Below are 26,893 nucleotides of genomic sequence, written 5' to 3' on the forward strand. Positions count from 1 at the left end.
CTCGACGTAGGGCAGGTCGCGCCGACGGCGACGGTGCCGGTCGTCACCGCCGCGCCGAAGACGTTCGCCTCGGGGTCGTGCGCCGCTATCGAGAAGGTTCCTGGGACGTGTCGCATGGTTCGGTACTGCGTTTCGGTCACGCCCGCGCGGTAAATACTCTCCCTCTCGCGAGGGGGAACGGAGACGCGGTAGGACATCCGAACCCGGCACGGTAGTATTGTGAATACCGAACATCATTGGTTGGGACAATATCTTATTTATCGAACTTTCCTATTTGGATGTTTTTGAATCGACCGTGAATGATTGCATTGTCATCCCAGCTTCTGATTGAGCGGAAAAGCTAATTCGAGAGACGCTCAACTGCAGTGTAGTATTTGAGTTGAGAGCAATACTACTCGTCTCTCGGCTGGCAGTCGAATCCAAGGCTTATGTTGTCGCGGTGGCAAAACGAACGTATGAGACTGGGTATCGGTCGAACCGGCGTGGTGATTCTCCTCGGACTGTTCGTCATCCTCGGTGCGGAGGACGTGTACGTCTGGGCCGTCGCCGGAACCGTTCCCGGCGTCGAGTTCTTCCTGGCGCTCGTGTTCGTTCTCGCCGTCGCGTTCGTGGCGATTCGCGAGGCGCGGGCGCACCCGCCGAGTCGGTAGTCGTTGGGCGGTCGGACGGCCCCTCTGCCTGCTACTCCTGCCGCTTTCGACAGTTCAGCGGCGCTTCGCAGCAGGCGGAGCGATAGGCGGACGACTCGCGGACCAGTTTGCACTCGCGGTAGCGGTAGGCGACGTCCGCGCCGCAGGCCTCGCAGGTGAGGGTGTACTTCGGTTCCGCGAACCGGCGGACGCGAACCGGCGCGTCGACCGCCTCGGCGCGGCGCTTGAACGCCGGGCCGTGGTCGGTCGCGCCGAACGCCTGAAACTGCTCGACGTGGACCAGTTCGTGCCGGAGCGTCGCGGTCCACTCTCCGCGGTCGAACGACTCGAACGCCCGCCACGACAGCGACATGGTACACGTGGGCGCGATGTCGAGTTCGACCGACTGCGAGGACGTGCCGGTCCACCGCCTCGGTACCCCGACCTCCGCGTCGTCGACGTTCGGTGTCTTCACCGCCGCCGCCCGCCGCTTCGCGCGGGTAGACACTTCCCACTGGACGCGATGTAAGTCCACGTCGAACTCGTATTGGCTCGCCGCGTGGCGGCAGTACGTCCGCGACCAGCTCACCAGCTCGTCGCCGGTCTCGATAGCGTCGTACCCGCCGGGGCTCCCGTCTTCGTGTCCCACGATTTCGAGCCGTGGTTCGGAGCGGACCGATATGTGTGTTGTGCCCACCCGCGACGGTCGCCGACGAGCGGTGTTGGTGCGGGTGGGGGTATGGGTATGGATGTTAGTGCGGGTGTGGGTGCAGGTGTGGATGCGGTCAGGCTGTGAGCGTCGTTTTCTCGCCGGACACGAGCTCCCGAACTGTGTCGAACAGCCGCTTCGCGCTGTTTCGGGACGTTCCCTCGACGGTCGCGCGAAGCACGCGCTCGGTTCGGCTCGCCCTGACGACAAACCACGCGTCGTCGCGCTCGACGAAGATTCCGTCGTCGGTCCGAACGTCGTCGAAGCGTTCTTGGCACTCGGTCGCCAGTCGCGTCATCTCGCGGGCGCAGTTGTCGACCGCGAACGAGTCGAAAAACAGCGGGTACGCCGCCACGTCGCCCGTCTGCTCGGAGAGCGCGTCTCCCTCGTCGACGAGTCGCGCGAGGCGAATCGCCGAGAGCGTCGCGTCCGGGCAGGGCGACTCGGCCGGCCACTGGTAGACGCCGGTCGGCTCGCCGCCGAAGACGACGTCCGCGTCCGCCGCCGGTCCGGACCCCGGAATCCCGTCCATCTCGACCCGGACGATGCTCCCGCCCGCGTCGGAGACGACCTCTCCGATGCGACGGCTCGCCTCCAGCGGCACGGCGACGCGGGCGTCTCCGTCCGCATCGCGGACTGCCTCGCGTGCGAACAGCCCCAACAGCGCGTCTCCGCCGACGACCTCGCCGGTCTCGTCGACGGCCACGAGGCGGTCCGCGTCGGCGTCGTGAGCCAGACCGATATCGGCGTTCGAGGCCGCGACCGCTCGGAACGGAGTCGTCTCCGCACGCGTCGAGTCGCCCGACGGCGCACCCGACGGCGTCGGAAACGAGTCGTCCGCGGTTCCGTCGAGGCGCTCGACGTCGTCAGCCGAGGCGTTCGAGCGCCTCGGCCACTGATGTCGTCGTCCCGCTCGCCGATCGTCAACCACGACGCGCCGTGTCGGAAACCGAAGTTCGTCCCTCGCAGAGGTGGTCCCACGAGGTGACCTCGTTCGACGTGGCGTCGTCCCAGCGGACGTTCCTCGCCGATTTCGCTCCCACGAGAGGCGCGAGCCGTCGGCCGACGAGCCGTTTGACCCGGCGGACGACCCTACTCTGTTGCTCCCACGAGAGACGCGAGCCGTCGTCGTCGAACAGTTTCAGCCCAGTGTCCTCGGCGGGGTCGCTGACGGTCGTCACCGCCACCGGCCGGCGTCGACCGCCGAGTCGCCTCACGCACGTGCAGACGACGGTCGGGCTCGCAACCGCTCCGAGTCGGTGGACGGTGCCACCGCACGTCGCAGACGCCGGTTGCGACACGCATTCCGGCGAGGAGACGAGCGGCTGTCGCTCGGGTCGTGACCCACGACGATTTCGTGCGTCCCGTTCGAACGGCGAGGGCGCGACCGTGCTTTGATGGGCGAGTTTCGCGGTCACCTGCGTCCCGTACGAACCGTCGGATGCGTGATGGTTAGCGTAACATACCCCACTGTCCGCCCGAGGGATGTTTACCATCGAGCCGTCGATAATGGTCGGTCGATGCCAGTCGCTTAGCGTCTGACATCAATCGGCGGCTTCGGTCGTCGAGGTATGGTCCGACATGATTTCGTACACCACGACCCCGTCGTTACCGTAGACTCGTCGATACCGGGGACTGTCGGCGAGCGAGGCGCGAAGCCGCTCGGTCCCGTCTTCTTCGAGCCCCCGGACGGTGTACGTCCCGCGGGGGACGTACAGGTAGTCGGGTGAGACGTCGACGGACTCCATCGACGCGGTCACGCAGGTCGCGTTCTCGCAGGTGCTCGCCGTTTTGAACGCCGAAATCTGGTCGTAGTACCTGTCGGGGCTCTTCCATTCGACGCCCCACGGCCCCACAAGCATCGTCCGCTTCGCGTAGTGCGGGAACAACTCGGCCGCGTCCGAGAGCACGACGAACGACGCGTCCGCATCGGTGTCGTTTCTCGCCCACTCCATGGCCTCCCGGTCGTCGTCGTCCATGAACGATGGGAGACTCGGACTGCCGTGGTGTGCCGCGCCGAGGCCGCTCGCGGCGTAGAACCCGCCGAGGCTCGTCGCGACGACGAGAACCACGACCAGCGACGAGGCCATCAGCTGCCGGTTGTCGAGCGACCCGCGAACGCTGTCGGTCAGCCGCGGCACGACGACGCCGAAAAGCACCGTCGAAATCATCATCGCGCCGGCGACGAACTGGAAGCGCTCCTTTCCGATGACGTACGCGCAGACGAAGAGCCAAAGCGGCAGCGTGAACTTCTTCCGAGAGCCGAGCACGGCTGTGGCGGCGAAGCTCGCGAGGAAGAACACCGTGACGACGGTCGGGTCCAGCGGGTAGACGAACTGGTCGAGGAGCCGACCGACGCCGCCGGCGATACCGCTGTGACTCCCCGCCGCACCTGTGAAGGCCCCGATGCCGTGAGTGGTGACGACGTTGACCCACCATGGTGCGGCGAGGACGAGTCCCCCGAGGGCCACCGCGGCACCGCTGACGAGGCCGGGGAGTGTCCGGTCGAGCATCGCGTAGAGGACGAGCCAACTGACGCCGAAGAAGACGGTGTACGTCGGGTGCGAGAGGACCGTTAGTCCGAAGCAGATGATACCGGAGCCGACCCACAGCGGTCGCCGAGTGCCGCGGCGGAACAGCCTCGCTCCGACGTAAACCCCGCAGAGAGACAGGAAGAACGCGGACGCGCGGACGATGCCGCCGGCAGAGAGGTGCCACTGGAGAACCGGTGGCGTGACCGCGAGAATCGCCGTCGCGACCCCCGCCTGCCGCGGCGTCGGGAGGAGTTCGAGCGCGATGCCGTAGTACGGCACGAGATAGAGAACCGTGACGACGGCCGGGAGGACGAGGCTGAGCGTCGTCCCCGAGACGCCGAGGTCGGTCAGGAACGCGACCACGTAGAACTGGAGCGGCGGGTACGCGAACGGAATCCCACCGTCGTAGTACGGTATTGACGTCGGGAGCGCGTAGCCGTTGGCTCGAATCTGCTCCGCGATTTCGAGGTACAGCCCGGACCCGTAGGCCGGGTAGTCGTGGGTCATCACGTACGTCACCGAGACGACGAGTCCGGCGACGAGGGCGAGTGCGAACCACGCGTGGCTCTCGCGGCCGAGGCCGGGAACGCCGTTGGTGAACGCGTTCGCGCGGCCCGGTGCCGCGGGGTCGAGACCGTTCGCCGTGTCGTCGGTCGTTGAGTTCATGGAGTAGACTCTCACTTCCGCTTTCGAAGCGAGACGGGGTTCGTGAGCGAGACGCGGTACGGGAGCCACCGCAGTTCGGCGGCGGCCCACGCGAGTCCGACAGCGAGGGCGAGACAGGACACCAGCAGTTCTGTGACGCCCATCCACTGCGGGAGGACGTAGTAGACGGCGTTCACGACCGGTCCGGGGAGTACCGACGACTGAGACGGGCCGCCGTCTCCGAGCGCCGAGCCACCGGCCGTCCGATTCTGGAGGTCGAGTTCGTGTGCCGGTGGACCGCCGGCGCTCTCGTCGCCGGTCCCGAGCCGCTCGGCCTCGTAGGGGAACGCGACGGGGACGCTCCAGACGACCTCGCCGGTCTCGTCCAGTTCGAACACGCGGTTGCCGTTCGAGTCAGTCACGAGCGTGTGCCCGTTCGGGAGCCTGTCCGCGTCGCGCGCCCACTGGAGTCGCTTGTCCTGCCAGACCCACGAGCGAACCCACTCGCCGTCGTCGTCGCGGTATTCGACGAGACGGTTGTTCTCAGAGTCGGCGACGAGGACGGCGTCGTCGCCGTCCGGGTTCTCGATGTAATCGGGATTGTGCTGTTCGTAGAGGACGTCGTGAGATCCGTTTCCGAGCGTCCGGTTCTCGACGAGACCGGTCTCGCGGTCGAGGTACACCACTCTGTCGTGGTTGCGGAGGCTGACCTGAATGAGCCCGCTTTCGAGCACCTCCACGTCGTTGAGGTGGGTCCAATCGGACGGATACGGCCCGCCGGTCGTCGCGGGGTCGAACGCCGCCTGCGCGTCCCACGACCACTCGACGATGCCCGTCGTCGTGTTCACGACGAACACGCGGTCCGCGGCGATGTCGGCGACGACGTACGTCGAATCGCTCAGCCGGTCGCCGTCGTGCCACCGCGTCGAGTGCTTCCCGGCGGTCACGCGGCTGTAAATCCCCTCGACGTTCCCGGTGGTGAGGTTTACACGCTCGATACCGTTTCGCGTGCACGCGCTCTCGCCGCCGCACTCCTCGGGGGTCAAGTGGTCCGCGTAGAGGTACTCGACTGTCGCGTTCGTCCCCTCGAGGGGGTCGACGTCCCAGTAGCGAGTGTGGGAATCGTCGTAGTATCGCCGCTCACCGTCGGCTCCGAAGGCGACGAGTTCGGCGTTCGCTCGCGGGCCGTCGCTCTCTCGTCCGAGCCACGTGTTCGAATCGGTCGCGATGACCGTCGTTCCGTTCGCGGGCGCGACCCGTGCGCTCTCGCCGGTCGCGTCCGTCACCGCCGAGGTCGGCCGGCTCAGGTACGCGGCTCCGACGATACCCGCGCAGACGAGGAGGGCGACTGCCGCGGCGACTCGTAGATGCGTCCGCTCGACCATTGCGTAGTCGTGGGTGGGTGGACGGTCTTACTATCTGGATACTAAACCGCGAATGCGCCCGTACCCACCGACTTGGAATCCGTCCACTCGGACCTTACGCACGGAATAATTAGGGTCCTGAGGCCGGGTAGACGACACAATGGCGTCTCGTCTCGGGGCGGCCGAGAGCCTCGTCGTCCTCGGTGTCGTCCTCCTGTTGGCGACGACAGCGGTGCCGACCGCGAGCGTCGTCGACTTCGGCGCGAACGGGGGTGTTTCGACGGCCGCGACGACCGAACCGGCACCGAACGGTCCGAAATCGGCCGCCGACGTTCGGCTGGTCTCGGTCGGCGACCGGGGCGACAGGCTCTGGCCGTTCACCAGCCGTGACCGGTCGTTCGAGACGCTGACGCTCCCAGTGAACGTCGTCGTCGAGGGGAACCCCGCGCGGGTCCGCTCGCTGCTCATGTACTCGCGCGACGCGACGTGGGACGAGACGAACGAGTCGTGGCAACAGGCGTCCACCGAGCAGCCCCCCGCCGCCGAGGCGGGTTCCCCGTGGGGGTCGGCTACGGGCGCAGACCGGTTTACCTTCGTCGACACCGCGGACTCGGGCGGGCTGTGGATTGCGGAGTCGATGCAGCTCCACGACGGGACGTACTTCGGGAGCCGAATCCACCTCCGCCTGTACGGCGGCGGGACGCCGGACGACTCGTGGACGGCGATTCAGGCCCACCGTGACTACTGGGACTGGTTCCGGCTTCGGCACACGGTGACGAGCCTGTCCGGCCCGCAACACGTCGTCGAGCGGGACCTGATGCGGCAATCGACTGTCGTCGACGTCCGTCGCGAGCGGTTCGCCAACGGCGGCATCATCGACGCCGACGGCTGGGTGTCGGTTGTCGAACTCGGTCCGCCACAACTCTCGACGCTCCCGAGAGACGACGCGCGCCGCTCCGTGCCCGTCGAGTCGGCGACCAGTCGGAGTGAGGCCGCAGAGCGCGCCGGCTCCGAACGCGGCGGCATCCCCTCGGTACTCGATACGTCGACGAGGGCGGCGGGCGTCGGAACCGTCCTGTCCGTGCTCGCCATCGGCTTCGTCGGCGTCGGCGGCCTCGCCGCGCTCGCCACTCGCCGAGACGAATTCGGCGCGCTCGTCGAGCGTCTCCGCTGGTCGCGCCTCGCCGACGACCGATTCCAGCGCGTCGTCGCGCTCGCGGTCGTCCTCGTCACGCTCCCGGTTTTGGTCCGCTCGGCGGCTCTCGGACTCGAACGCGTCGTTCCGAACCATCCGAAGGTCATCGCCGGACTGCTCTTTCCGGTGTTCGCGTTCGCGCCGGCCGCCCTCGCCGCTCGCCTGCCGCGAGGGTACTCCTCGGAACTGTGGTTCGGCACCGCGTTCGTCGGCTACGGGACGGGTCTCGTCGCCGACTTCGCGATGATAGGAGTCACCGTCGTTCCGGTCGAAGTCGTCCTCCACCGGTTCGCCGTGCTCGTCGCGCTCGGCTGTCTCGCCGTCGCCGGCCACCGTCGATTCGAGGCGTCGGAGCCCCGCAGAGCGCCGCTTTGGGCAGCCGTTTGCCTGTGGTTGCTACTGTTCGCGTGGCCGCTGTTCTTGGGTATCTAGGCGCTTAGCCCCCGGATAATAACGACACCACGCCCGAAGACAGTTACCTGCCCTCCCGTACATGTCATCAACACGGCTCTCTAGACGGTCGGTTTTGGCGCTCGCAGGCGCGACCCTGACCAGCGGGTGCGTCCGGCAGCTCGAATCGACGGTCTCGCGCGACGAGCGGACGCCGCTTTCGCTCTCCATCAAGACCGTCCCCGCGGACGCCGACGCGACGGCGACGAAGCTCGCCCGCTACCTCGCCACTCGCCTCCAGGCGGTCGGCGTCGCGGCGACCGTGGTTCCGATGAGCCGGGAGGAACTCCTCCGCGACGTGCTCTCGAACCACGACTTCGATATCTATGTCTCCCGGCTGCTGCTCCGGCGCGACCCGGACTTCCTCCGTCCCCTGCTCCACTCTCGCTACGGCCCGGGACGCGGCTGGCAAAACCCGTTCGGATACGGCGACCTGTCGTTGGACTCGCTTCTGGAGCGACAGCGGATCGAGACCGGCTCCGTCCGCGCCGCGACGCTCGCTGAGATTCAACGGCGTATCGTGGAGGCTCAACCGTTCACGCCCGTCGCGGCCCCGCGCCCGGCTCAGGCGACGCGGCCGGTGCGGGTCGATTGGCCGGACGGCGTCGGTATCCACAGCCTCACGGGATATCTCGGTGCCAGAGCTGTCACCACCACGTCGACCGCCTCGCGGACCAAGTCGACAGCCACGTCGTCGGCGACGCCCGCACCGACCGAGCAGTCGACGCCTGCAACGACCTCGACGCCCGAAACGACCTCGACGTCTACAACGACCCCGACGCCCGAAACGACGACCGACGAATCGGCACCCGAAAACGAACTCCGCATGACGATCGGCGACTCGCGTCCGACGGAGAACCTCAACCCGCTTTCGACGCCGTTTCGGTCGGACGGGACGCTCCTCGACCTCGTCTACGACTCGTTGGGTCGCCCGGTCTACGACCGGATGCGGCCGTGGATGGCCGCGTCGTGGGAGTGGGCCGACGGGGACGAGACGACGCTTTCGGTCCGGCTCCGCGACGACCTCGCGTGGCACGACGGCGAGCCGATAACGGCGGCGGACGTGTCGTTCACCTTCCGGTTCATCTCCGACACGGCGCTCGGGTCGCTCGACCAGCCGGTCCCGTCGCCGCGGTACCGCGGCCGCGCCTCGCTCGTCGAGTCGGTCGACGCCACGTCCGACCGTGAGGTGACGATTCGGTTCGGCGACGTGAGCGAACCGGTCGCGGCGCGCGCGCTGACGATTCCGGTGCTCCCCGAACACGTCTGGGAACCGTTCGCCCGCCCGACGAGCGTCTCGTGGCTCGACGGCGGCCACGTCACCGAGGCGCTCGTCCGGAACAACCTCGAACCGGTCGGAAGCGGACCGCTTCGCGTGACGGGAACAGCGGCTAGGGAGTCGGTTTCGATGGAGCCGTTCGAGGACCACTTCCTCGCCGACGACGCGCTCGACGGTCGACTGTCCCGGTTTGACGGCGGCTTCTCGTTCGACTCGCTGCGGTTCGACGTCGTTCCCTCCGACGGCGCCGCCGTCGAACTGCTCGCGACCGACGCCGTCGACGCGACGGCGAACTCGCTGTCGGCCGATTCGAGGGCGGCCGCGGCGGACGAACCCGGAATCTCCGTTCGCACCAGCCGCCCCGAGTGGTGTTATCACATCGGCTACAACCACCGACGGCCGCCCTTCATGAACCCCAGGTTCCGGCGGGCGGTCGCCCGGCTCGTCGACCGCGAGTTCCTCGTGGACTCGGTGTTCGGCGGCGAGACCGAACCGGCGTCGTCACCGCTGGTCGCGACGACGTACGTCCCATCGGGTGATGCGTGGGACGAGGCCACGTCTGAACTCGAGTTCGTCGGCGACTCGGGGACCGGCACGCTCGACGCGGAGCGAGCGCGGTCGGTGTTCGAAGACGCGGGATACGCCCACTCGGGCGACGGCGACCTCCTCATTCAAGAATGATCCTCGCTCAGTCCTCGATAGGCTTCTCACCGATCGTCGCGGTTCTCGCCCGCGTGCTCGGCGGTGCGGCTGTCGCGTTGGCGCTCGCAACGCTCACCATCGTCGGGCCGTCGCGTCTCGCGGCGGCGTACGGGTCGGGGAGGGACCGCTTGCGAGAGGCCGCGCCGTACCTCTGCCTGCTGGCGGTCGTTCTCCTCGTGAACAAGGTCGCCCGCGGCGTCGGCCCGGAAGTGTCGTGGGCGCTGGGCTGGAACGCCACCGGCGTCATCTACGCTATCGAGGGGAACTTCGTCCAGCACGTTCAGTCGCTCGCGACGCCGATGCTCACCGCCGTCCTCTCGCGGGTGTATCTCTCGGGATACGTCTTCCTGCTCACGTTCCCGTTCGTCGCGTACTTCGCGGCGGCCGACGAGCGGCCGCTGAAACTCACCGCGGTCACGTACGCGGCGAACTACGCCATCGGCCTGACCTGCTACGTCCTGTTTATCTCCTACGGGCCTCGTAACCTCCTGCCGGGACAGGTCGAGTCGCTCCTGTACAGCACCTACCCGCAGACGCAGATACTCACCGGCGAGGTGAACGTGAACACGAACGTGTTCCCGTCGCTTCACACGTCGCTTTCGGTCTCGGCGGCGGCGATTGCGATTCGGACGCGGGAGACGTACCCCGCGTGGGCCGTCGTCGCGTCGGTGCTCGCCGCCGCGGTCGCGTTTTCGACGATGTATCTCGGGATTCATTGGGGGACCGACGTAGTCGCCGGCGTCGTCCTCGGGGTCGGTAGCGTCGCGCTCGGCGATTGGCTCGTCGGCCGCCGGTCCGCGGACGCGTGACCTTTACCGCCCGGATAATAAGGTTCGGCCGATTCCTGCGGTCGGTCGTGAGCGCCATCATTACACTTCGAATCCCGGCGTCCGCGTTCGTTCTCGATGATGTCCTCTCACGCAGTTCCATCACCGAGGCGCGCTCGGTCCGCTCCGTGCAACTCGATGGGCCCACGCTCTCGCCGCTGTTGTGGGTTCGGAGCGACGACCCGACTCAGATTGAGCCGTCACTCCGCGAGGACCCGACCGTCGGTGAGGTCACGCCGTTCGCCCCGTCAACCGACGGCGGCGTCTACCGCCTGCGTCTCAGACCGCTCTCCGACGAGTTCATGCGGCTGTTCGTCGACAGCAGCCTCAGCGTTCTCGACGCCTACGGGCGAGGCGGCGAATGGGTCCTCCGCGTCCTCGTTCGCGACCGCGATTCGCTCGGCTCGCTCGGTGATGGATGGCGACGTGCCGGAATCGAGTTCGACGTCGAACGAGTTCGGTCGCCCGAGAACCTCGGGGACCCGACGCGGTTCGGACTGACCGACCGGCAGTACCACACCCTCGTCACCGCGTTCCGACAGGGGTACTACAGCGTTCCCCGCGATTCGGATATAAGGGAGCTCTCGAACACGTTCGGTATCACTCATCAGGCGACCTCGCAGCGGCTCCGACGCGGTCACGAACGGCTGATTCGGCGGGCACTCGTCGAGCGGCCGTCACCGAGCCTCCCTTATTAGGCGCTTGCACTTGCAACCGATAAGACGAGAGGTCTAGTCGATATACCAACTGTTGGAATGAGTACTCGGTGCGAACGACAGAGCCGTACGCTGTGACCCCTCACTGAGCAGTCGGCCCCTCGGCCGACTGCGCGCTCTGTTCTGTCGGTTCCGGAACCCTACGCGTCCCATCGGTCGCGTATCCTACCCCGACGGTTCTACCGTCGTCGAACGCTCGGCTCGGCGGGTACTCGTTCCCGCCCCGATATCGAATTGACGAGCCGTCGGCTATCCACGACCGAACCAGCCGAGTACCGTTACCGAAATCTATGACACAGAACGCATCCCTAACCACGTTGGTAACACGTACAAAAAGATGAGGAACAGATAGTGAGCTATGGCGGACCGCAGTAACGACGACACCCACTTGGCCGGGACCGCGGCAGGCACCGTCGGAGCCGTGGGTAGTACGCTCGGGTATCGACGAGCTATTGCCTCGCGTTTCGCGGCCTGCTGGCACGCGTTCGTCCGTCTCGTTGCGTCCCTCTCGAACCGGTCCGGCCGCAGAGACGGTGGGCCACCGACCACCGATTCGGCGGGCACGTCCCCGTGTTCCGAGGGACACGCATCGTCCGACCCCGACGCGAACCGTGGGCTTCTCGGCATCGACCCCGAACTGCTCAACTCCGAGCGCCGAATCCTGCAACTGCTCATCGTCGAGGGCGGGCGACTGCCGCAGTCGCAGCTGGTCGAGCGGACGCGGTGGTCCGACTCGACTATCAGTCGAACGCTGTGTCGGATGGAGACGCAGGGGCGAATCGAGCGCTTCCAACTCGGGTCGGGGAAGTGCGTCGTTCTCCCGCAGGACGACGAGTAGCCGACTCGACCGCTCGGTCGACTCACCGTGACTCCGCTTGGACTCCCGGCCGCGTTTCGGACCGAGTCGTACCGCCTCCCGGCGACGCCACCGACGACACTCGACCGAGCGTGCCGTGAGAGAGCGTCCCCGCGCACCGACACGACGAGGACGCCGGCGTGAGAATCGATGGCGGGCCGGGTGACACTCCGCTGTCGCGATTCACAGCGCGAGCGTGACCGTCCCGAACAGCATGAACAGGAACACGAGCTGGCGCGCTCGGACGTACGACGGTCCGACGCGGTTCACGTGCCCAAGCCCTGAGGTGACGACCGCGAGGCCGACGAACAGTGCGCTCACCGCGACGAATTGTCCCGTGAGCATTGGTTACCGGACCTCCGCAGGGGCAGCGATTGGCGTCTCCGTTCCGCTTGTTACGTGTCCACGAGGCATAGCCGTGAGTTGTGTGCATTGGCATATCCTTATTCAGGCTGTAACTGACACGGAAAAGACGTCGTATTCATAATCTCCTGTTGACATTCTCTCGGGTTCTCTGCGGTCGACTCGGCGTCGGCCTGCGTTACAGCCCCGGTAAACCGAGCGAAATAGTGCGTCGAGACGAACCGTTCGACTTCTCAAGGATTCGCTGGCGTCACTCCTCGGTGAGGGCGCGGTAGCCGAAGAAGAGGACGACGAGCGCGGCGGGGACGAGGGCGAAAGACGTGTCTAGTGGGCTCACGCTCGATGCGGTGACGGCGACGCCGGCGACGCCGACCAAGATGACGCCGACGTTCACTAACCGCTTTCGCGAGACCGTCACTCGGTCGTCAGTCGACTCGGTTGCGACTGAACCTCGGTCCGTGCCTCTCGCGTTATCGAGGGTCGAACCCGGTTCTATCTCGGTCGACGTGCGAGTCGCATGGGTCGCCTCGTGGGTCGGCGAAAAGACGCGCCCGGTCTCGCGGTGGAAGACGAGACGACCGTCGTCGTCGAGTCGCGGCAAGTCGAAGTCGAAGAGCACGCTGTGTATCTCCTCGTCCGTCGGGACCATCCCGTCCGTCTCGTCTTGGAACCACTCCGAGAGCGCGACGGTCAGCTCGCCGACGGTGTACGGCGTCTCGGAACGCTCGTTCACGAGCGAAACGATGGTGTCCCGTCGTCGAGATTCGGTGACACCGCCGAGGCCGGGTCTGTCGTCGAGTGAGGGTCCAGATTCCTCTCCGGTGTCGTCGGGGCCGCCCGGTGCCCACGCTGGAGCCATTGACACTTCCGGCTATGTAATCTATAAAAATAAAACCACGGTGTCCGGTCCCGCTGAATCGGTGGAATCGACGCTTCAGTGGCGCTGTGTGCTTATCTAAACCATAATAATGGGTTCCTGGTGTCTGGCACTCGACAGCGGTCGCAGGACCGCAGGACATGCTATGAGACGCACACACCCAAGCGACTATCGACGCGACTGTTCGGCGCTTCACGGCGCGGTGGCTCCGACGCACGGAGGACGACGCCGATGACTGGAGACATCAGTATCGCCTCCCCGGTTCTCGGAGACGAAGAACTCGACCGCATCGAGTCCGTCGTCGAGTCGGGGATGATCGCGGACGGCCCCGAGGTACGAACGTTCGAGTCCGAGTTCGCGGACTACTGCGACGCCGACCACGGCGTCGCCACGTCGAACGGGACCACCGCGCTGCACACGGCGCTCGAAGCGGTCGGCGTCGGCCCCGGTGACCGCGTTCTGACGACGCCCTTCTCGTTCGTCGCGACGGCGAACGCGATTCGATTCGCCGGTGCCGAGCCGGTGTTCGCTGACATCGACCCCGAGACGTTCAACCTCGACCCCGAGCGGGTCGAAGCGACCCTCGAATCGCTCGAGTCGGACGTGCAGGCGATGGTCGTCGTCCACCTCTACGGCCTCCCCGCACCGATGGACGAACTCCGTGACATCGCCGACGACTACGACGTGGCTCTCGTCGAAGACGCGGCGCAAGCCCACGGTGCCGAGTACTTCGGCACGCCGGTCGGGTCGCTCGGCGACGCCGCGAGCTTCTCGTTTTATCCGACGAAGAACATGACCACCGGCGAAGGTGGGATGGTCGTCACCGACGACGAGACCGCCGCACAGAACGCCGCGAGCTTCGTCAATCACGGCCGGGAGACCGACGGATACCGGCACGTCTCGCTCGGTCACAACTTCCGGATGACGAGCATCGCGGCCGCGATGGGTCGCGCCCAACTCGAACGCCTCCCCGGCTTCATCGAGGACCGGCGCTCGAACGCGGCGCGACTCGACGAGCTGTTGGCCGACACGGACGCGGCGACGCCGACGGTGCCCGACGGCTTCGACCACTCGTACCACCAGTACACGATTCGGGTCGGCAACCGCGACTCGGTCGTCGAACAGCTGGACGAACGCGGTATCGGGTGCGGAATTTACTACCCGCGGTGCATCCACGACCAGCCAGCCTACGACTTCCTCGACGTGCGTGCGCCCGTCGCCGAGCGGGTCGCAGAGCAGGCCCTCTCCATCCCGGTCCATCCGAGCCTCACCGAAGCGGAGGTCGAGCGAGTCGGGACCGTCCTCCGAGACGAGGTCTCTATCGAGCCCCCGTCCGGCACTCGCGCGTCTACCGTGGGGGCGTCCGATGACTGACGGCACCGTCGCGGCCGGGGTTATCGGCGTCGGGAGCATGGGGCAGAACCACGCCCGGGTGTACGACGAACTGGGCGACACGGAGCTCGTCGGCGTCTTCGACGTCGACGACGACCGGGCCGAGTCCGTCGCGGACGACTACGGGACGACCGCGCGGTCGATGGACGACCTCCTCGACGCGGCGGACATCGTCTCCGTCGTCGTCCCGACGCAGTTCCACTACGAGAACGCGAAGCGCGCCCTCGAATCGGACGTTCACGTCCTCGTCGAGAAACCGTTCGTCGAAGACCCGGACAACGGCCGGGAGCTCATCGATATCGCCGACGAGCGGGACCTCGCGTTACAGGTCGGTCACATCGAGCGGTTCAACCCGGCGGTTCGCGCTCTCCGCGACCTCGTCGACGACCTCGACATCCACGCGGTCTCGACCGAGCGACTCGGACCGCCCGTCGACCGCGCCATCGACGACACGGTCGTGATGGACCTGATGATTCACGACCTCGACATCGTCCTCGACATCGTCGACGGCGCGGTCGACTCGTACGACGCCGTGGGCACGCCGGACTGCAGCCACGCGAACGCGAACCTCGCGTTCGACTCCGGGGTGACGGCGTCGCTCACGACGAGTCGCGTCACCCAAGAGAAGGTTCGTGGGCTCACTATCTCGGCGGCCGACTGCCGCGTGAAGGTCGACTACATCGACCAGAACATCGAGATTCACCGCTCGTCGGTCCCTTCGTACATCGACGACGAGTCGCTCGTCCGCCACCGCCACGAGAACTTCGTGGAGACACTCGCGGTCGAACAGGTCGAACCCCTACAGAGCGAACTGCGGTCGTTCGCGAACGCCGCTTCGACCGGAACGGAGCCCGTCGTAGACGGCGAGCAGGGGCTTCGGGTGTTGAAGCTGACGAAGAAGCTCGACGAAGCCGCACGAGAAACCCTCGACGGTGGGGCCCGACTGACCTCTACGGTCGACTGAAACGCGAGCTTTATCGGTTTATCACGTGCCTTTGGCGGAACAACAATCCGACTTTTGCTGAATTACTATCGGGCGCTTCTCGACTGATGTCAAACGAACAACAAAGCCGCTGTCTTGCGATTATGCACCCCTGAAACAGTCTGAAACAGTCACTAAACTGCTGCAATATGCCTTGATTCCGGTCGGGTTTTCACAACAGTCCGGAAAATCCGGAACGGTGTTGACGCTTTATTGGGGGCCACAATAACGGTTGGAGCGAGCATGACCACTCAAGTGAACGGTACCGAAAGCGCGCTGATCGACCAGCATACGGATGCGGCCGAGCAGAACACGGAACTTGGGAAAGACGAGATATATCACCTGCTCCAGAACGAGCGCCGTCGGAAGGTCCTCGAATACCTGCGCGACCGCGAGGGACCGGTTCAGATGCGGGACATCGCGGAGCAGGTCGCCGCGTGGGAGCACGATACGACCGTTCAGGCGTTGATGTCCGACCAGCGCCAGCGCGTCTACATCGCCCTCTACCAAGCGCACCTCCCGAAACTCGACGAAGAGGGCGTCATCGACTACAATCAGAGCAGGGGTATCGTCGAGAAGACGCCCCTCGCAAACGAACTCGCCGCTCACCTCGAACTCCCCGACGATGACGACGACGAGATGGACGGCGAGTCCGGGCGACCGTGGGGAGCATACTACCTCTCCGTTTCGGGGCTGAGTACGCTGGCTATCGGTGCATCCGGACTCGGACTCTTCGGGTTCGGCTCCGTTCCTCACCTCCTCGTCGCGCTCGCGGTCATGAGCGTCTACACGGCCCTCACGTTCTGGCAGGTTCTCGACAACTTCGAGACCGGCGACGAGGACTAACGCTTTTCGTAGTTCTACCGCGCAGCGCACGCCGTTCGTCTGGTTCCGACATAAATACCCGCTATATCAAGGGGGTTCGCCCGCCTCTCGACCCGAACTCTCCAGATCACCAGATGACGGTATGTTGTCATATGAAGCCGTGAGATTCATATTGCTGAACTAGAATCATCGATACAGCGCAAAATTGGCCCCAATGATATCAGACGCGCGCCCCCCTCGTTCGCGAGCACTTGGTAGAGTCTCTCAATGGCCTACCACGAGCCGAGCGAACGTCGCGTCACCGCCGAGCCGACGCGCTCAGAGCCGGGGTGACTCTTCGATAACCATGTCGTACGCTCGAGCGGCGTTCGTTCTGGTTCTGCTCGTTCTCTCCGGCGCAGTCGTCCCCGCGCCGGTGCTGGCGATAGACGACGAGACGACCAACGAAACGTCCATCGAAGGGACGTTCACGAACACGGTTCCAGTCGATCAGTCGAGGGAGTCGACGTTCCTCTGGGCGTCCGAACGCAACACGCTCTCGGTCGAGTTCGACGCCCCGAACGAGTCGAACATCTACGAGGTATGCGTGAGAAACGGGAGCGGCGACCGGGTCGAATGCACCGATAAGAGCGTCTCGTCCGGCACGCAGACCGTCGAGTTCACGTACGAATCCCTCTCCAAATTCGAGGGCTCGAGCAACGTCTCCGTCGTCCTCTGGAACAGCTTCCCGGGGCAGTCGGAGCAGATTGCCAGCGACACGGTCAACGTCACGATACTCCAGAAAGACGGCGACATCGACGGCGACAAACTCAGCAACGCGAACGAGCTGTCCAACAACACCTCGATGTTCCTCATGGACACCGACAGGGATAGCCTCCAAGACGGGGCCGAGGTGAAAAATTACGGGACGTCCCCCACGACGCCCGACACGGACGGCGACGGGCTGAACGACGCGGCCGAACTGTCGAACTCGCTGGACCCGACAGACCCCGACACGGACGGTGACGGCATCCCCGACGGCGCCGAGATGCGACTCGGAACGCCGCCGAACGACAGCACCGCCGACACGGACGGCGACGGATTGGACGACGGGTACGAGTACGAACACGGGACCGACCCCGTCGACCCCGACACGGACGGCGACGGGCTGAACGACGGGCTCGAGCGGAAGCTCGGAACGGACGCCACCGACGGCAGCACGACCCCGATGCTCGTGTTCACCGGCGGGACGCTGCTCGGAGTCGTCGCCGTCGGCGGCCGCTGGTTCATCGCCTCGTCGGAGTACCAGCTCGAAGCGCCGGTGTCCGCGCCGCAACTGTTCAAGCCGGCCGGCACCGAGGCGGACGAGGAAGACGACGCATCGGAGTCGCCACCGATGCCGCTGGAGTTCGACCGAGACGAACTCCAGCAGTCGTCACAACCCGTCTTGACCGACGAGGACAAAGTCATCCAACTGCTCCGCGACAACGGCGGCTGGGTCTACCAGAGTAAAATCGTCGAGCAGACGGGCTGGTCGAAATCGAAGGTCAGCCGACTGCTTTCGAGCATGGACGAGTTCGGAACAGTCGAGAAGATATCAGTCGGCCGGCAGAACATCGTCGCCGAAGAGGGGTCGATGCCGGAGGGCGCAGGGTCGCCGTTCGACGAGTGACCCTGCGGTCGTTCCGCCGTTTCGAGTCGGTTTCACCCCGCGCTACGTGCCCACTCTGTTCTGAACGCCTCTGACGACGCTGTAGACGAGACCGGGGAACTGCGCCGGGCCGGGTGTCGAGCCCGCGCGCAGGTACGCCAGTCCCGTGTCGAACCGCCCCTCGCGGAGGTACTGCGCGGCGAGCGCGTACTGGTGAGTGCCGGTGACGTCGTAGCCGCGGGTCTCTAGTTCGACGACCTCCTCGGCGAACGTCTTGAGGAAGTGCGCGTTGGCCCGCCGAACGGCGTCCGCGCTCGGTCCACCGGAGGGATACCGCCGCAACAGGGGTTCGTCGACGTAGGCGAGCTTTCCTTCCTTCAGGACGCGGATGAGGAACTCGGTGTCCTGGTAGCGGTCGAACGATTCGTCGAACCCGCCGATTCGTTCGACTACCTCGGACTCGACGACGAGCGTCGACCCCGCGCTGGTGTGGAGGTTCTCCATGAGAATCTCTTTGATGAGTTCCTCGCCGCCTTCCGCCCCCTCTCGGGAGTCGTGTGTTCCGAGGACGGATTTGACGCGCTCCACGAGTGGGTTGGCGTCCGCGTCGTCGAGAATCACCGTCCCGCAGTAGGCGGCGACCCAGTCGTCGGACCGCCGTTCGAGCGTCTCGACCTGCCGTTCGAGCTTCGTCGGTGCCCACTCGTCGTCGGAGTCGAGGAGCGCGATGTAGTCGCCGGTCGCGACCTCGATTCCGGTGTTCCGGGCGGCGCTTCCACCCTGATTCGTCTCGTGGACGAGGTAGTTCACTCTCGGGTCGTCATAGGCGGTGACGACCGACGCTGTGTCGTCCGTGGAGGCGTCGTCGACGACGATGACCTCAACGTCCGACAGCGTCTGGTCGAGCGCGCTGTCGATGGCACGCGGGATGTCGTCCGCGCGGTTGTACGTGGGAATGATGACGCTCACTGTCGGCATCGGGTATCTCCTGTTACTCTCCGTCGGGGGCGCATTATTATCGAGCAGGTAACGCGCGGGTCGGTGGCGCGCTTACCGATGGCATAATAATGGCCGGTTGGGCTGACTCCGGAACATGGACGTCCGCGAACTCCACGACCACAGCACGCGTGTTCTCGACGAGATAGCTCGGTCAGTCGTCGTGGACCGAGCCGTCCTCCGGCGCATCTTCACCGGGGTGCTCTCGCAGGGACACGTTCTTCTCGAAGACGTTCCCGGCACGGGAAAGACGCTGACCGCACAGAGCTTCGCCACGGCGCTCGGCCTCTCGTTTAGCCGAATCCAGTTCACGCCCGACCTCCTTCCCGCCGACGTGACCGGGACGTACGTGTTCGACGAACGGGACCGGTCGTTCGAGTTCAGCGAGGGCCCGCTGTTCGCGAACGTCGTCCTCGCCGACGAGATCAACCGTGCCTCGCCGAAGACGCAGGCCGCGCTCCTCGAAGCGATGGCCGAGGGGCAGGTGACCGTCGACGGCGAGACGCACCCGCTTCCGGACCCGTTTTTCGTCATCGCCACCCAGAATCCGGTCGAACAGGGGGAGGGAACGTTCCCCCTGCCCGAAGCGCAGAAAGACCGATTCCTCGTCAAAGACAGCCTCGGCTACCCGGACGAGGAGGGCGAACTGGAACTGCTCGACCGCCGCGACGCGCGCGACGAGCCCACGCCGACGGTCTCTTCGGTCCTCTCGACGGACCGCGTCCGCGAGATGCAGCGCGTCCCGGAGACGGTCCGCGTCGACGGCGAGATAAAACAGTACATCGTCGACATCGTCCGCGCGACGCGGGAGAACCCTCGCGTCGCGGTCGGCGTCTCGCCGCGCGGCTGTCAGCGGCTGTTCGAGGTCGTCCGCGCGACAGCCGCAGTCCAGGGCCGGAGCTTCGTCATTCCGGACGACGTGAAAGCCGTCGTCCACGCGACGGTCGCCCACCGAATCGTTCCGACCGCCGAGGCGACGGTCGACAACGTCGAGCGGAGCCAACTCGTCGACGACGTGCTCGCCGAAGTCTCCGTCCCGACGGTTAGTCGTGGAGAGCGAGCGTGAGGAAGACCAAGGCGACGAGCATGAACGCGACCGCGTGAAGCGGCAGACCGGGCGTTCCGAGGTCGCGGACCACGAGCCCAGCACCGACTGCGACGCCTCCGACGAGCGTCGTCCCGCCGAAATGGGCCGCCTCGACGGTCCACGTCGTCGCCTCCCGCCCGAGTTGCTCGCCCACTGTTATCGAGTTCTCCGCAGCGTCCCACGAGACGACGAGCGCCGCGCACGCGACGAGCAGGGCCACGGCGTCGGCCGTCTGGAACAGCCCGCCGGCGACGACAGTCAAGAGGAGCGCCGCGCAGCCGAGTTTATTCAGTCCGCGCGACCCGGCCCCGCGAAGGGGAAGCACGCCGAGGCCGAGACAGAACACGCCGAACAGTCCGAGTCCGGCCTCGATGAGCTGTGACTGGCCGGTGGCGCTCGATACGGCGAGGCCCGCACCGCCCGTCGCGACGAGGACGCCGATGAGCAGTCCGGCAGTTCCGAGCAGTCGCTGCCCCGTTCGGAACCGGTGTGCGCCCTCGATAGCGAGGACGAGGCCGGCGACGGCGACGAACGTCCCGGTCGACGCCCCGGTGTTCACGAGCGAGACGGACAGCGCGGCGGCGAACAACGACAGTGCCGCACTGAGCCGCGCCGGCCGTCTGGTTATCTCTGCGCTCACGTCCGAACCCCCCGCTGTGCGTCGATTGCGAGCGCGAGCGGGTCGTCGAGGGGCCAATCGATGACGGGGATACCGACCTGCCGGAGCGCCCGCAATCGATTCCGGCGCTCTGCGGCCGCCAAGCGCTCGCCGGGCGTCTCGTTCGCCGTCGCGTCCGGGGAGACGACCGTGACCGCGTGGCCGTGCCCGTCGAACCGGTGCGCAACTTCGACGGCGGTGTCGTCGCAGAGCGGCGAGACGAAGAGAATCTGCGTCTGTTCGCCGAGCCGTCCGAGGTACGATTCGACCTGTTCGTCGACCGGGTCGTCCGTGTCCGTCGGACTCGCGGCGAACGCCGAGTGCCTCGAAAGCAGTTTCCGCAACCGGAGCCGGTGTTCCCGCCCCGCGCCCGGCGCTCGGAAGCAGTCTTCGGCCGAGAGCGCGGCGAGGCCGACGTGGTTCCGGCCGTTCAGCAGGGCAGTCGTCAACTGGGCCGCGGCGGACGCCCCGGCGTCGACGGCGTGTGTCTCCCCGGGCGGGCCCCTGTAGGCGACCGCCCGCGCGTCGACGAGGACGAGGATTGACGCCGCTTGCTCTTCCCTGAAGTCGACGGTCGTCAACTCACCCGAAGCGGCGTACCGCTTCCAGTCGATTTGGCTGACCGGGTCGCCGCGGCGGTACGACCGCGTCTGTTGGAACTCGATGCCCGAGCCCGTCCCGTTCGCGGCGACGCTGCCGACGGTGTCGAGCGTCTGTGACCGACGCGGCGGCTTCGTAATCTCGGTCGTGCAGTCGAGTTCCGTCTCGTCCGCGGCGCGAACGTCGAGTTCGACCTCCCTGTCACCGCTGGGGTCGCGGACGATGGCGGTCGCGTCGTCGAACGCGTGCCGCCCGCGTTCGGCTTCGACGGCGTACGAGAACGTCCGCGTCTCGCCGGGGCGAAGCACCATTCCGCGCCTCGCCGGGCCGTCAGTGACGGAGAGCGCCGGGGGAACGCCGTCGACGACTCGGCAGTCGTACAGCGTCCCGTCGCCCTCGTTCGTCACCGCGACTTCGATTTCGACCTCGTCGCCGCTCGCCGGTGAGGCGGTGTCGACCCGGCGGTCGAGGGACAGATTCGGCGTCGGCATCGGGACGGCTCGGTGGTACGCCGCGAAGACGACGCCGACCGTCGAGAGCAAGAGGAGTTCCTGTCGCTTCGCCAGTAGCCCGGCGGCCGCGACGACGAGCGCGACGGCGATGACGCCTCGCCAGCGGTTCGTCTGTTGCGGCGTCGTCATCGTTTCGCCCCCCCATCGACCGCGTAGACGGCTTCGGCGGTCCGCCGGGCGCGGAACTCAGCGGGCGTCTGTCGTCGCCGAAGCGCGCTGAGTGCGGTGGCGAGCGTCGACCGGTTCGGACTCCCGAGGAACGACGCCGCCTCGGCGTCGTCGGTCCACTCGCCGCGTCGAACGAGTTGACGCGCGCGGCTCCGACCGCAGTTCCGCTCGCGCATCACCGCCTCGACGGCCGCCGTCCGGAGCCGCGTTTTCACTCGCGCTCGGGTGCTGTCGCCGAGAACGGGGGTTCGATAGTCCCATCCCTGAACCGTCTCGTCGAACTCGCGGCCCGCGGGCGGGACCCGAACAGGGACCTCCGGGTCCGACGTTTCGACCTGTTGCAGTTCGCTCTCCCGACCGGAAGCGATGACCGGGAGCGCCGCGAGTAGCGCGATTCCCGAGAGCGCAGCCACGAGGACGTAGTCGCCACCAACCTCGGAGACGAGCGCCGTCACCGGGAAGGCCGTCCCGCGTGCGACCGTTCCGGCGGCGAGACAGGCGAGTCCGAGCAGTCCGAACAGTAGCTTTCGGCGATTCACGACTGGTCTCGCCCCCCGGATGACCCGAGTCGTTCGAGACACTCCTGCGCGCGCCGGCGTCGGTCTTCAGTCACCGGCGCGCCGCCGTACCTAACCTCCTCGAATAGCTCCGTGAGCGACCACACCGAGTTCGGGTCGGCCCCGTTCTCGCGGGCGATTGCTGCCCGCTCTCGCGGCGTGAGCAACTGGCGGTCGTCGAGTCGGAGGCGTTCGACCATCTCGTACCACGCTTCGGTGACCTCGTTCTCCGGTTCGGGCGGCGCATCGAACCCGCCTTCGGCGCGTTCTTCCGCCGGAAACTCGTCCCCGCGGAAGCGGGGAATCATCGGCGACAGTCGCGCCGCGATGCGGTCTCGATACCGAGCGACGAGCGCGAGGGCGACCACCGCGATGACTCCGACGACCAGTTCGACGAGACGCGAGAGCAGCGCGAGCAGGGCGTCGATGAGCGCCTCTAGCCTGTCTTGCTCGCCCGGTGTCTCTCCCGGTCCCTCCGATTGGTCGCGCTGGGACTCGGGACTGTCGGTCGAACTGTCGGACGTGGAGTCGTCGTTCCCGTCGTCCGAACCGCTCGCGCTTGACTGTCCCGACTGTGACGACCGTTCGCCGCCGTGTTCCTGCTGACTCGGGTTGTCCGTCAGCGTCTGATATTCGCGCTTGATGTCGTTGGCGTCGCCCTTGTCGAGCGGCAGCGAGGAGTAGTCGAGGTCAATCGCCTCGCTCGGCGAGGAGTCGACGGCCGATTCGAGCGAGCCGGCCGCCGAACCGACGACGAACAGACACACGAGAGCCAGTCCGAGCGTGACGAGCACGTCACTGTCCATCCGACCGACCTCCGCGGGTGTCGAGGCGTATCACGATGGGTGTAGACCCGCCCCCGCTCATACTAATTATCCGCCCGATAAGCCGCCGCTACGTAGTCGATAATAACGGTGGGTGGCCGTGATGTCTCGTTTGAGTTCGAGATGGAAATCCCATCCAATACACTGAAACGTGCGAGTATCGCCCTCCTCGTCGCGCTCTTGATGACGACAGCGGGTTGTTCGTCATTCGCTGGCGGCGACGCAGGAGACACGGCCACGGCGAACGAAACCGCCGAAACGACGGAGATGACGGCTTCTGACGTTGAGACGACCGCCAACGACACGGCGTCTTCGGACGACGCGACGAACGAGTCGTCGGATTCCGACTCCGACTCCGACTCTGACTCCGACCACGACTCACACAGCCACGACTCGACGACGAACGCCAGTAACGAGTCGTCCGTCGACGCGGCGTACACCGGTCAGATGGCCGTTATGGTCGCCGGCGAGCGCGTGAGCCTCACGGAGGACCTCGACGAGGACGCGCCGGTCCACATGAGTGACGTCGACTCGTGGCACACAAACGAGAGCACGACGCTCGCGGCGGCGCTCAACGCGGCCAACGTCAACGCCACCGAGTCGTCGCTGACCTACGACGGTGAGACCTACGAGGAGTCCGAAAACGGGACGAAGCTCATCTACCGCGTCGACAGCCACGAGGTCGACCCCGAGGAGTACACGCTCGAATCGGACGACAAGGTGTGGGTGCTCGTCGTGACCGACGACTCGAACGTCACTACCCCCGGCGAGTACATCCCGCCGGAACAGCTCCACGTCCACGGAACTATCGACTTCACCGTCGACGGTGAACGGCTCGACTTCAGCCGCGACAAGTACCAGCAGGCGGGCCACAACGACCACTTCCACTTCGAGGGCGGTCACGCGAACCCGTGGCACGCGCACTCCGCGCACGTCACGCTCGCCTACGGCATGTCGACGCTCGACGGCATCAACATGACCGACGAGCACGTCACCTACAACGGGACGACCTACGCGTACGACGGTGAGAACGCGACTGCGACCGTCACCGTGAACGGCGAGTCCGTCGACCCGACCGACTACTACCTCAAGAACGGCGACTCGGTCTCTATCGAGATAGCGTCTTCCGACTAATCTCCCGCGTTCGTTTATTTATGTACACGAATCACCGAACAGCAGGCGGTCTACGACTGATACGACGTTCGTTCCCGCGCGTCGCGCCGGCGCGGAGCCCCGTCGAGAGCGGCGCAGACGGGTGGTGTGAATGAAGCGGAACATGGTCACCGCGTTCCTCTCTATCTTCGGGGGGAGAATCTTCATCGTGCTGTCCTCGGTGGTGCTCACGCCGCTTCTCATCACGACGCTCGGGTTCGAACTGTACGGTCGCTACGGCACCCTCACCGCCGTCTTCGGCATCTCGACTATCTTGATGAGTTCCGGCATCAACAGCGGTGCCCGGAAGTTCCTCGCCGAAGACCGCTCGATTTCGGACTGGCAGACCCACGTGTTCGGCTACTACTTCCGCCTCGGGACGGTCCTCGCGGTGCTGACCGCGCTCGCGTTCGCCGCCGCCGCGCGGTTCGGCGTCGTCACCCGGTTCCTCGGTCCGGAGTACGTCGTCGGCTTCTACGGCCTCGCCGGACTCACCATCGCGACGCAGTTCCGCGAGTACGCCCGCCGGTCCCTGATGGGGCTCAAACAGGAGCATCTCTCGGAGCCGCTTCGGGTGCTCAACAAGGTCGGAACTCGGCTCGCGCTCATCGGCATCGCCTACCTCGGGTACGAAATCGGGGGGCTGATGGTCGGCCTCATCGTCGTCAACAGCCTCGTTGCGCTCCTCGCGCTGTGGTGGGTCCGTAAGAACGTCTCGCTTCGCGGCATCGTCAGCACGACGCCGCGCGGCTTTCCGACGAAGGAGCTGTTCAGTTTCAACCACCTCTCGGTGGTCTACATGCTGTTTCTCACGTCGATGTACCACGTCGACGTGCTGATGCTTGCGTCCCACGTCACGGAAACGCGCGTCGGTTACTACAAGTCCGCGCTGGTCATCAGCCAGTTCCTCTGGGTCATCCCGCGCTCGATTCAGTCGATGCTCGTGCAGTCTGTCTCGGACCTGTGGGCGGACGAACGAATCGACCAGATTAACGAAATCGCCTCTCGCGTCACCCGCTACGGGATGCTCGTCATCGTCCTCCTGTCGCTCGGGCTGGCGGCGCTCGCGAAGGACTTCGTCCCGCTGTACCTCGGTTCGGGGTCGATGCCCGTCGTCACGCCGCTTCTCATCCTGCTCCCGGGGACCATCGGCTTCGCGGTCGTTCGCCCCATCCTCGCCATCAGCCACGCGAAGGCCGATATGAAGCCGCTCATCGCGGCGACCGGTGCCGCGGCGGTTCTGAACATCGTCTTGAACGTGGTTCTCATCCCGCGTCACGGCATTCTCGGGGCCGCCGTGGCGACGACTACTCGGCTACTCCTCGCTCCCGGTGTTCAACCTCGCCAGCGCGCGCTACCTCGGGTTCAAGCCGTTTTCCGACGCGCGACTCGTACGAGTGCTCGCGACGGGGTTCATCTCCGGAGTCCCCATCTTCCTGCTCTCGATGACCATCGAGAGCAGTCTCCTCGCGTTGGTCGTCGTCCCGACTATCGGCCTCCTCGTCTTCGTGACGGTGGCGTTCGTGGTCGGGGCCGTGGACGCCGACGAGGCGCTGGACCTGCTGAGTTCACTTCCCGACCCGGTTGGTTCCCGCGCCACCGCGATTCGCGTCCGTCGCGGCGGCGGTAGCGCCAACGCCGGGACTCCCGCGTGGGGCAACGAATCCTGGGCCGACCGGCACAAAAACACGCTGCAACGCGTCCTGCTCGTCGCCGGTGTCCTGCTTTCGCTCTCCGGCGTCGCACTCGCCGTCGGCGTCCCCAGCGTCGGCATCGCTCCCTCGGTCGACGGCGACTCGCCGGTACCGCAGGTGAACAACACCACCCCGGTCACCGACACGCCGATGCCGACGACCGATACGCCGGTGACGACGACTTCTGCGACCGAGACGGGCACGGGGACGACCGACACGGCGGCATCGACGAACACGACCAGTCCGCCGTCGAACACGACGACGACCGAGTCGGACGACGGCGGGGGCTGGCTCTGGGGCGGTGACGACGACGATGACGACGACGGCGATGATAGCGTCGACCAGACGACGACTTCGACCTCGACAGCGACGGAGACACCGTCGAACAACACGACGACCACCTCGACGGCGACAGTGACGGAGACGCCGACGAACAACACGACGACGACCACCTCGACGGCAACCACCGCTTCGACGACCACCTCATCGCCGCCGACGACTTCGACCTCGACAGCGACGGAGACGCCGTCGGACAACACGACGACGACGACCACCTCGTCACCGACGACGACGGACACGACGACGACGACAACGTCTGAGACGACAACTACGACCGACACGGCCACGACAACGTCTGAGACGACAACCACAGACACGACGACAACGACCA

General features: G+C 66.1%; 26 protein-coding genes. 13 read left to right on the top strand and 13 right to left on the bottom strand.

Annotated features, from left to right (window positions below):
• The coding region (locus tag ATB1_RS23910) for a DUF1028 domain-containing protein (RefSeq protein WP_128081471.1) at positions 1-116 on the bottom strand (116 nt) is incomplete at its 3' end.
• Between the two features lie 339 nt (positions 117-455).
• Here ATB1_RS23910 and ATB1_RS13185 point away from each other — a divergent pair.
• Positions 456-650, top strand: a complete 195-nt coding sequence (locus tag ATB1_RS13185; protein WP_042664366.1) for a hypothetical protein — start codon at positions 456-458, stop codon at positions 648-650.
• Positions 651-681: 31 nt separating this feature from the next.
• Here ATB1_RS13185 and ATB1_RS13190 read toward each other — a convergent pair whose 3' ends face one another.
• From ATB1_RS13190 to ATB1_RS13215, 5 genes are all read right to left on the bottom strand, one after another.
• Positions 682-1,278, bottom strand: coding sequence for a SprT-like domain-containing protein (locus ATB1_RS13190; RefSeq protein WP_042664368.1), 597 nt, complete (start codon positions 1,276-1,278; stop codon positions 682-684).
• 136 nt (positions 1,279-1,414) lie between these two features.
• Complete coding sequence (locus tag ATB1_RS19920; RefSeq protein ID WP_241768225.1) at positions 1,415-2,269, bottom strand: hypothetical protein; 855 nt, start codon at positions 2,267-2,269, stop codon at positions 1,415-1,417.
• Positions 2,262-2,834 carry a hypothetical protein gene (locus tag ATB1_RS23380; RefSeq protein WP_241768226.1) on the bottom strand — a complete coding sequence of 191 codons (573 nt, stop codon included), beginning with the start codon at positions 2,832-2,834 and terminating at the stop codon, positions 2,262-2,264. The genes ATB1_RS19920 and ATB1_RS23380 overlap by 8 nt, the downstream gene beginning before the upstream one ends.
• A 48-nt stretch (positions 2,835-2,882) precedes the next feature.
• On the bottom strand, positions 2,883-4,538 hold the full coding sequence (locus tag ATB1_RS13210; RefSeq protein ID WP_052367990.1) for a glycosyltransferase family 39 protein: 1,656 nt from the start codon (positions 4,536-4,538) through the stop codon (positions 2,883-2,885).
• A gap of 11 nt (positions 4,539-4,549) precedes the next feature.
• Positions 4,550-5,902 (bottom strand): aryl-sulfate sulfotransferase, encoded by a 1,353-nt coding sequence (locus ATB1_RS13215; RefSeq protein WP_042664331.1) that lies wholly within the window; start codon positions 5,900-5,902, stop codon positions 4,550-4,552.
• A 139-nt stretch (positions 5,903-6,041) separates the two neighbouring features.
• Between ATB1_RS13215 and ATB1_RS13220 the strand changes: the two genes are divergently transcribed.
• The 5 genes from ATB1_RS13220 to ATB1_RS23385 all read left to right on the top strand — a co-directional run bounded on the left by ATB1_RS13220 (position 6,042) and on the right by ATB1_RS23385 (position 11,888).
• Positions 6,042-7,508, top strand: coding sequence for a hypothetical protein (locus tag ATB1_RS13220; protein WP_042664334.1), 1,467 nt, complete (start codon positions 6,042-6,044; stop codon positions 7,506-7,508).
• 61 nt (positions 7,509-7,569) lie between these two features.
• Positions 7,570-9,486 carry an ABC transporter substrate-binding protein gene (locus tag ATB1_RS13225; protein WP_241768227.1) on the top strand — a complete coding sequence of 639 codons (1,917 nt, stop codon included), beginning with the start codon at positions 7,570-7,572 and terminating at the stop codon, positions 9,484-9,486.
• Entirely contained in the window at positions 9,483-10,316 is an 834-nt protein-coding gene (locus ATB1_RS13230) for a phosphatase PAP2 family protein (protein WP_052367991.1), read from the top strand. Before ATB1_RS13225 ends, ATB1_RS13230 begins: the two co-directional genes overlap by 4 nt.
• A 47-nt stretch (positions 10,317-10,363) precedes the next feature.
• A complete protein-coding gene (locus tag ATB1_RS13235; protein ID WP_042664340.1) occupies positions 10,364-11,032 on the top strand; it encodes a helix-turn-helix domain-containing protein in 669 nt (222 codons plus the stop codon).
• 376 nt (positions 11,033-11,408) lie between these two features.
• The gene (locus ATB1_RS23385) at positions 11,409-11,888 is read left to right on the top strand and encodes a hypothetical protein (RefSeq protein WP_241768228.1); all 480 of its coding nucleotides are present in this window, start codon (positions 11,409-11,411) and stop codon (positions 11,886-11,888) included.
• 201 nt (positions 11,889-12,089) lie between these two features.
• Here ATB1_RS23385 and ATB1_RS22055 read toward each other — a convergent pair whose 3' ends face one another.
• Positions 12,090-12,251: a hypothetical protein gene (locus tag ATB1_RS22055; RefSeq protein ID WP_157575435.1), complete on the bottom strand. Its 162-nt coding sequence runs from the start codon at positions 12,249-12,251 to the stop codon at positions 12,090-12,092.
• Between the two features lie 268 nt (positions 12,252-12,519).
• Positions 12,520-13,128 (bottom strand): hypothetical protein, encoded by a 609-nt coding sequence (locus ATB1_RS13245; RefSeq protein ID WP_042664341.1) that lies wholly within the window; start codon positions 13,126-13,128, stop codon positions 12,520-12,522.
• A 249-nt stretch (positions 13,129-13,377) separates the two neighbouring features.
• Here ATB1_RS13245 and ATB1_RS13250 point away from each other — a divergent pair, with 249 nt between their 5' ends.
• From ATB1_RS13250 to ATB1_RS13265, 4 genes are all read left to right on the top strand, one after another.
• Positions 13,378-14,520, top strand: coding sequence for a DegT/DnrJ/EryC1/StrS aminotransferase family protein (locus ATB1_RS13250; protein ID WP_042664342.1), 1,143 nt, complete (start codon positions 13,378-13,380; stop codon positions 14,518-14,520).
• Entirely contained in the window at positions 14,513-15,502 is a 990-nt protein-coding gene (locus ATB1_RS13255; RefSeq protein ID WP_042664344.1) for a Gfo/Idh/MocA family protein, read from the top strand. Before ATB1_RS13250 ends, ATB1_RS13255 begins: the two co-directional genes overlap by 8 nt.
• A gap of 261 nt (positions 15,503-15,763) precedes the next feature.
• Positions 15,764-16,366 (top strand): hypothetical protein, encoded by a 603-nt coding sequence (locus ATB1_RS13260; RefSeq protein WP_042664345.1) that lies wholly within the window; start codon positions 15,764-15,766, stop codon positions 16,364-16,366.
• Positions 16,367-16,691: 325 nt separating this feature from the next.
• Positions 16,692-17,996, top strand: a complete 1,305-nt coding sequence (locus ATB1_RS13265; RefSeq protein WP_042664348.1) for a helix-turn-helix domain-containing protein — start codon at positions 16,692-16,694, stop codon at positions 17,994-17,996.
• Positions 17,997-18,038: 42 nt separating this feature from the next.
• Here the strand turns inward: ATB1_RS13265 and ATB1_RS13270 are convergent, their stop codons facing one another.
• Complete coding sequence (locus ATB1_RS13270; RefSeq protein WP_042664350.1) at positions 18,039-18,953, bottom strand: glycosyltransferase family 2 protein; 915 nt, start codon at positions 18,951-18,953, stop codon at positions 18,039-18,041.
• Positions 18,954-19,068: 115 nt separating this feature from the next.
• Here ATB1_RS13270 and ATB1_RS13275 point away from each other — a divergent pair, with 115 nt between their 5' ends.
• Complete coding sequence (locus tag ATB1_RS13275) at positions 19,069-20,037, top strand: MoxR family ATPase (RefSeq protein WP_042664351.1); 969 nt, start codon at positions 19,069-19,071, stop codon at positions 20,035-20,037.
• Here ATB1_RS13275 and ATB1_RS13280 read toward each other — a convergent pair.
• The 4 genes from ATB1_RS13280 to ATB1_RS13295 are packed head-to-tail and all read right to left on the bottom strand — an operon-like array spanning position 20,015 to position 23,359.
• Positions 20,015-20,698 carry a hypothetical protein gene (locus ATB1_RS13280; protein ID WP_042664353.1) on the bottom strand — a complete coding sequence of 228 codons (684 nt, stop codon included), beginning with the start codon at positions 20,696-20,698 and terminating at the stop codon, positions 20,015-20,017. The two genes, ATB1_RS13275 and ATB1_RS13280, sit on opposite strands and share 23 nt — an antisense overlap.
• Positions 20,695-21,957 (bottom strand): DUF58 domain-containing protein, encoded by a 1,263-nt coding sequence (locus ATB1_RS13285; RefSeq protein ID WP_042664355.1) that lies wholly within the window; start codon positions 21,955-21,957, stop codon positions 20,695-20,697. The genes ATB1_RS13280 and ATB1_RS13285 overlap by 4 nt, the downstream gene beginning before the upstream one ends.
• Positions 21,954-22,535 carry a hypothetical protein gene (locus ATB1_RS13290; protein WP_042664357.1) on the bottom strand — a complete coding sequence of 194 codons (582 nt, stop codon included), beginning with the start codon at positions 22,533-22,535 and terminating at the stop codon, positions 21,954-21,956. Before ATB1_RS13290 ends, ATB1_RS13285 begins: the two co-directional genes overlap by 4 nt.
• Positions 22,532-23,359, bottom strand: coding sequence for a DUF4129 domain-containing protein (locus ATB1_RS13295; protein WP_042664359.1), 828 nt, complete (start codon positions 23,357-23,359; stop codon positions 22,532-22,534). Before ATB1_RS13295 ends, ATB1_RS13290 begins: the two co-directional genes overlap by 4 nt.
• Before the next feature lie 141 nt (positions 23,360-23,500).
• Here ATB1_RS13295 and ATB1_RS13300 point away from each other — a divergent pair, with 141 nt between their 5' ends.
• Both ATB1_RS13300 and ATB1_RS23390 read left to right on the top strand, forming a co-directional pair.
• The gene (locus ATB1_RS13300; protein WP_042664378.1) at positions 23,501-24,511 is read left to right on the top strand and encodes a hypothetical protein; all 1,011 of its coding nucleotides are present in this window, start codon (positions 23,501-23,503) and stop codon (positions 24,509-24,511) included.
• A gap of 130 nt (positions 24,512-24,641) precedes the next feature.
• Complete coding sequence (locus ATB1_RS23390) at positions 24,642-26,159, top strand: lipopolysaccharide biosynthesis protein (protein WP_241768229.1); 1,518 nt, start codon at positions 24,642-24,644, stop codon at positions 26,157-26,159.
• Positions 26,160-26,893 lie beyond the last annotated feature (734 nt).

Source organism: Haloferax sp. ATB1, from assembly GCF_000730175.1.

Excerpts from the sequence above, each read along its gene's own strand:
- ATB1_RS23390 (WP_241768229.1), top strand. The coding sequence starts at position 24,642 with ATGAAGCGGAACATGGTCACCGCGTTCCTCTCTATCTTCGGGGGGAGA.
- ATB1_RS13210 (WP_052367990.1), bottom strand. The coding sequence starts at position 4,538 with ATGAACTCAACGACCGACGACACGGCGAACGGTCTCGACCCCGCGGCA.
- ATB1_RS13285 (WP_042664355.1), bottom strand. The coding sequence starts at position 21,957 with ATGACGACGCCGCAACAGACGAACCGCTGGCGAGGCGTCATCGCCGTC.
- ATB1_RS13185 (WP_042664366.1), top strand. The coding sequence starts at position 456 with ATGAGACTGGGTATCGGTCGAACCGGCGTGGTGATTCTCCTCGGACTG.
- ATB1_RS13245 (WP_042664341.1), bottom strand. The coding sequence starts at position 13,128 with ATGGCTCCAGCGTGGGCACCGGGCGGCCCCGACGACACCGGAGAGGAA.
- ATB1_RS23380 (WP_241768226.1), bottom strand. The coding sequence starts at position 2,834 with ATGGTAAACATCCCTCGGGCGGACAGTGGGGTATGTTACGCTAACCAT.
- ATB1_RS13215 (WP_042664331.1), bottom strand. The coding sequence starts at position 5,902 with ATGGTCGAGCGGACGCATCTACGAGTCGCCGCGGCAGTCGCCCTCCTC.
- ATB1_RS13275 (WP_042664351.1), top strand. The coding sequence starts at position 19,069 with ATGGACGTCCGCGAACTCCACGACCACAGCACGCGTGTTCTCGACGAG.
- ATB1_RS13250 (WP_042664342.1), top strand. The coding sequence starts at position 13,378 with ATGACTGGAGACATCAGTATCGCCTCCCCGGTTCTCGGAGACGAAGAA.
- ATB1_RS13230 (WP_052367991.1), top strand. The coding sequence starts at position 9,483 with ATGATCCTCGCTCAGTCCTCGATAGGCTTCTCACCGATCGTCGCGGTT.
- ATB1_RS13300 (WP_042664378.1), top strand. The coding sequence starts at position 23,501 with ATGGAAATCCCATCCAATACACTGAAACGTGCGAGTATCGCCCTCCTC.
- ATB1_RS13225 (WP_241768227.1), top strand. The coding sequence starts at position 7,570 with ATGTCATCAACACGGCTCTCTAGACGGTCGGTTTTGGCGCTCGCAGGC.
- ATB1_RS13220 (WP_042664334.1), top strand. The coding sequence starts at position 6,042 with ATGGCGTCTCGTCTCGGGGCGGCCGAGAGCCTCGTCGTCCTCGGTGTC.
- ATB1_RS23385 (WP_241768228.1), top strand. The coding sequence starts at position 11,409 with ATGGCGGACCGCAGTAACGACGACACCCACTTGGCCGGGACCGCGGCA.
- ATB1_RS13270 (WP_042664350.1), bottom strand. The coding sequence starts at position 18,953 with ATGCCGACAGTGAGCGTCATCATTCCCACGTACAACCGCGCGGACGAC.
- ATB1_RS22055 (WP_157575435.1), bottom strand. The coding sequence starts at position 12,251 with ATGCTCACGGGACAATTCGTCGCGGTGAGCGCACTGTTCGTCGGCCTC.
- ATB1_RS13260 (WP_042664345.1), top strand. The coding sequence starts at position 15,764 with ATGACCACTCAAGTGAACGGTACCGAAAGCGCGCTGATCGACCAGCAT.
- ATB1_RS13255 (WP_042664344.1), top strand. The coding sequence starts at position 14,513 with ATGACTGACGGCACCGTCGCGGCCGGGGTTATCGGCGTCGGGAGCATG.
- ATB1_RS13295 (WP_042664359.1), bottom strand. The coding sequence starts at position 23,359 with ATGGACAGTGACGTGCTCGTCACGCTCGGACTGGCTCTCGTGTGTCTG.
- ATB1_RS13265 (WP_042664348.1), top strand. The coding sequence starts at position 16,692 with ATGTCGTACGCTCGAGCGGCGTTCGTTCTGGTTCTGCTCGTTCTCTCC.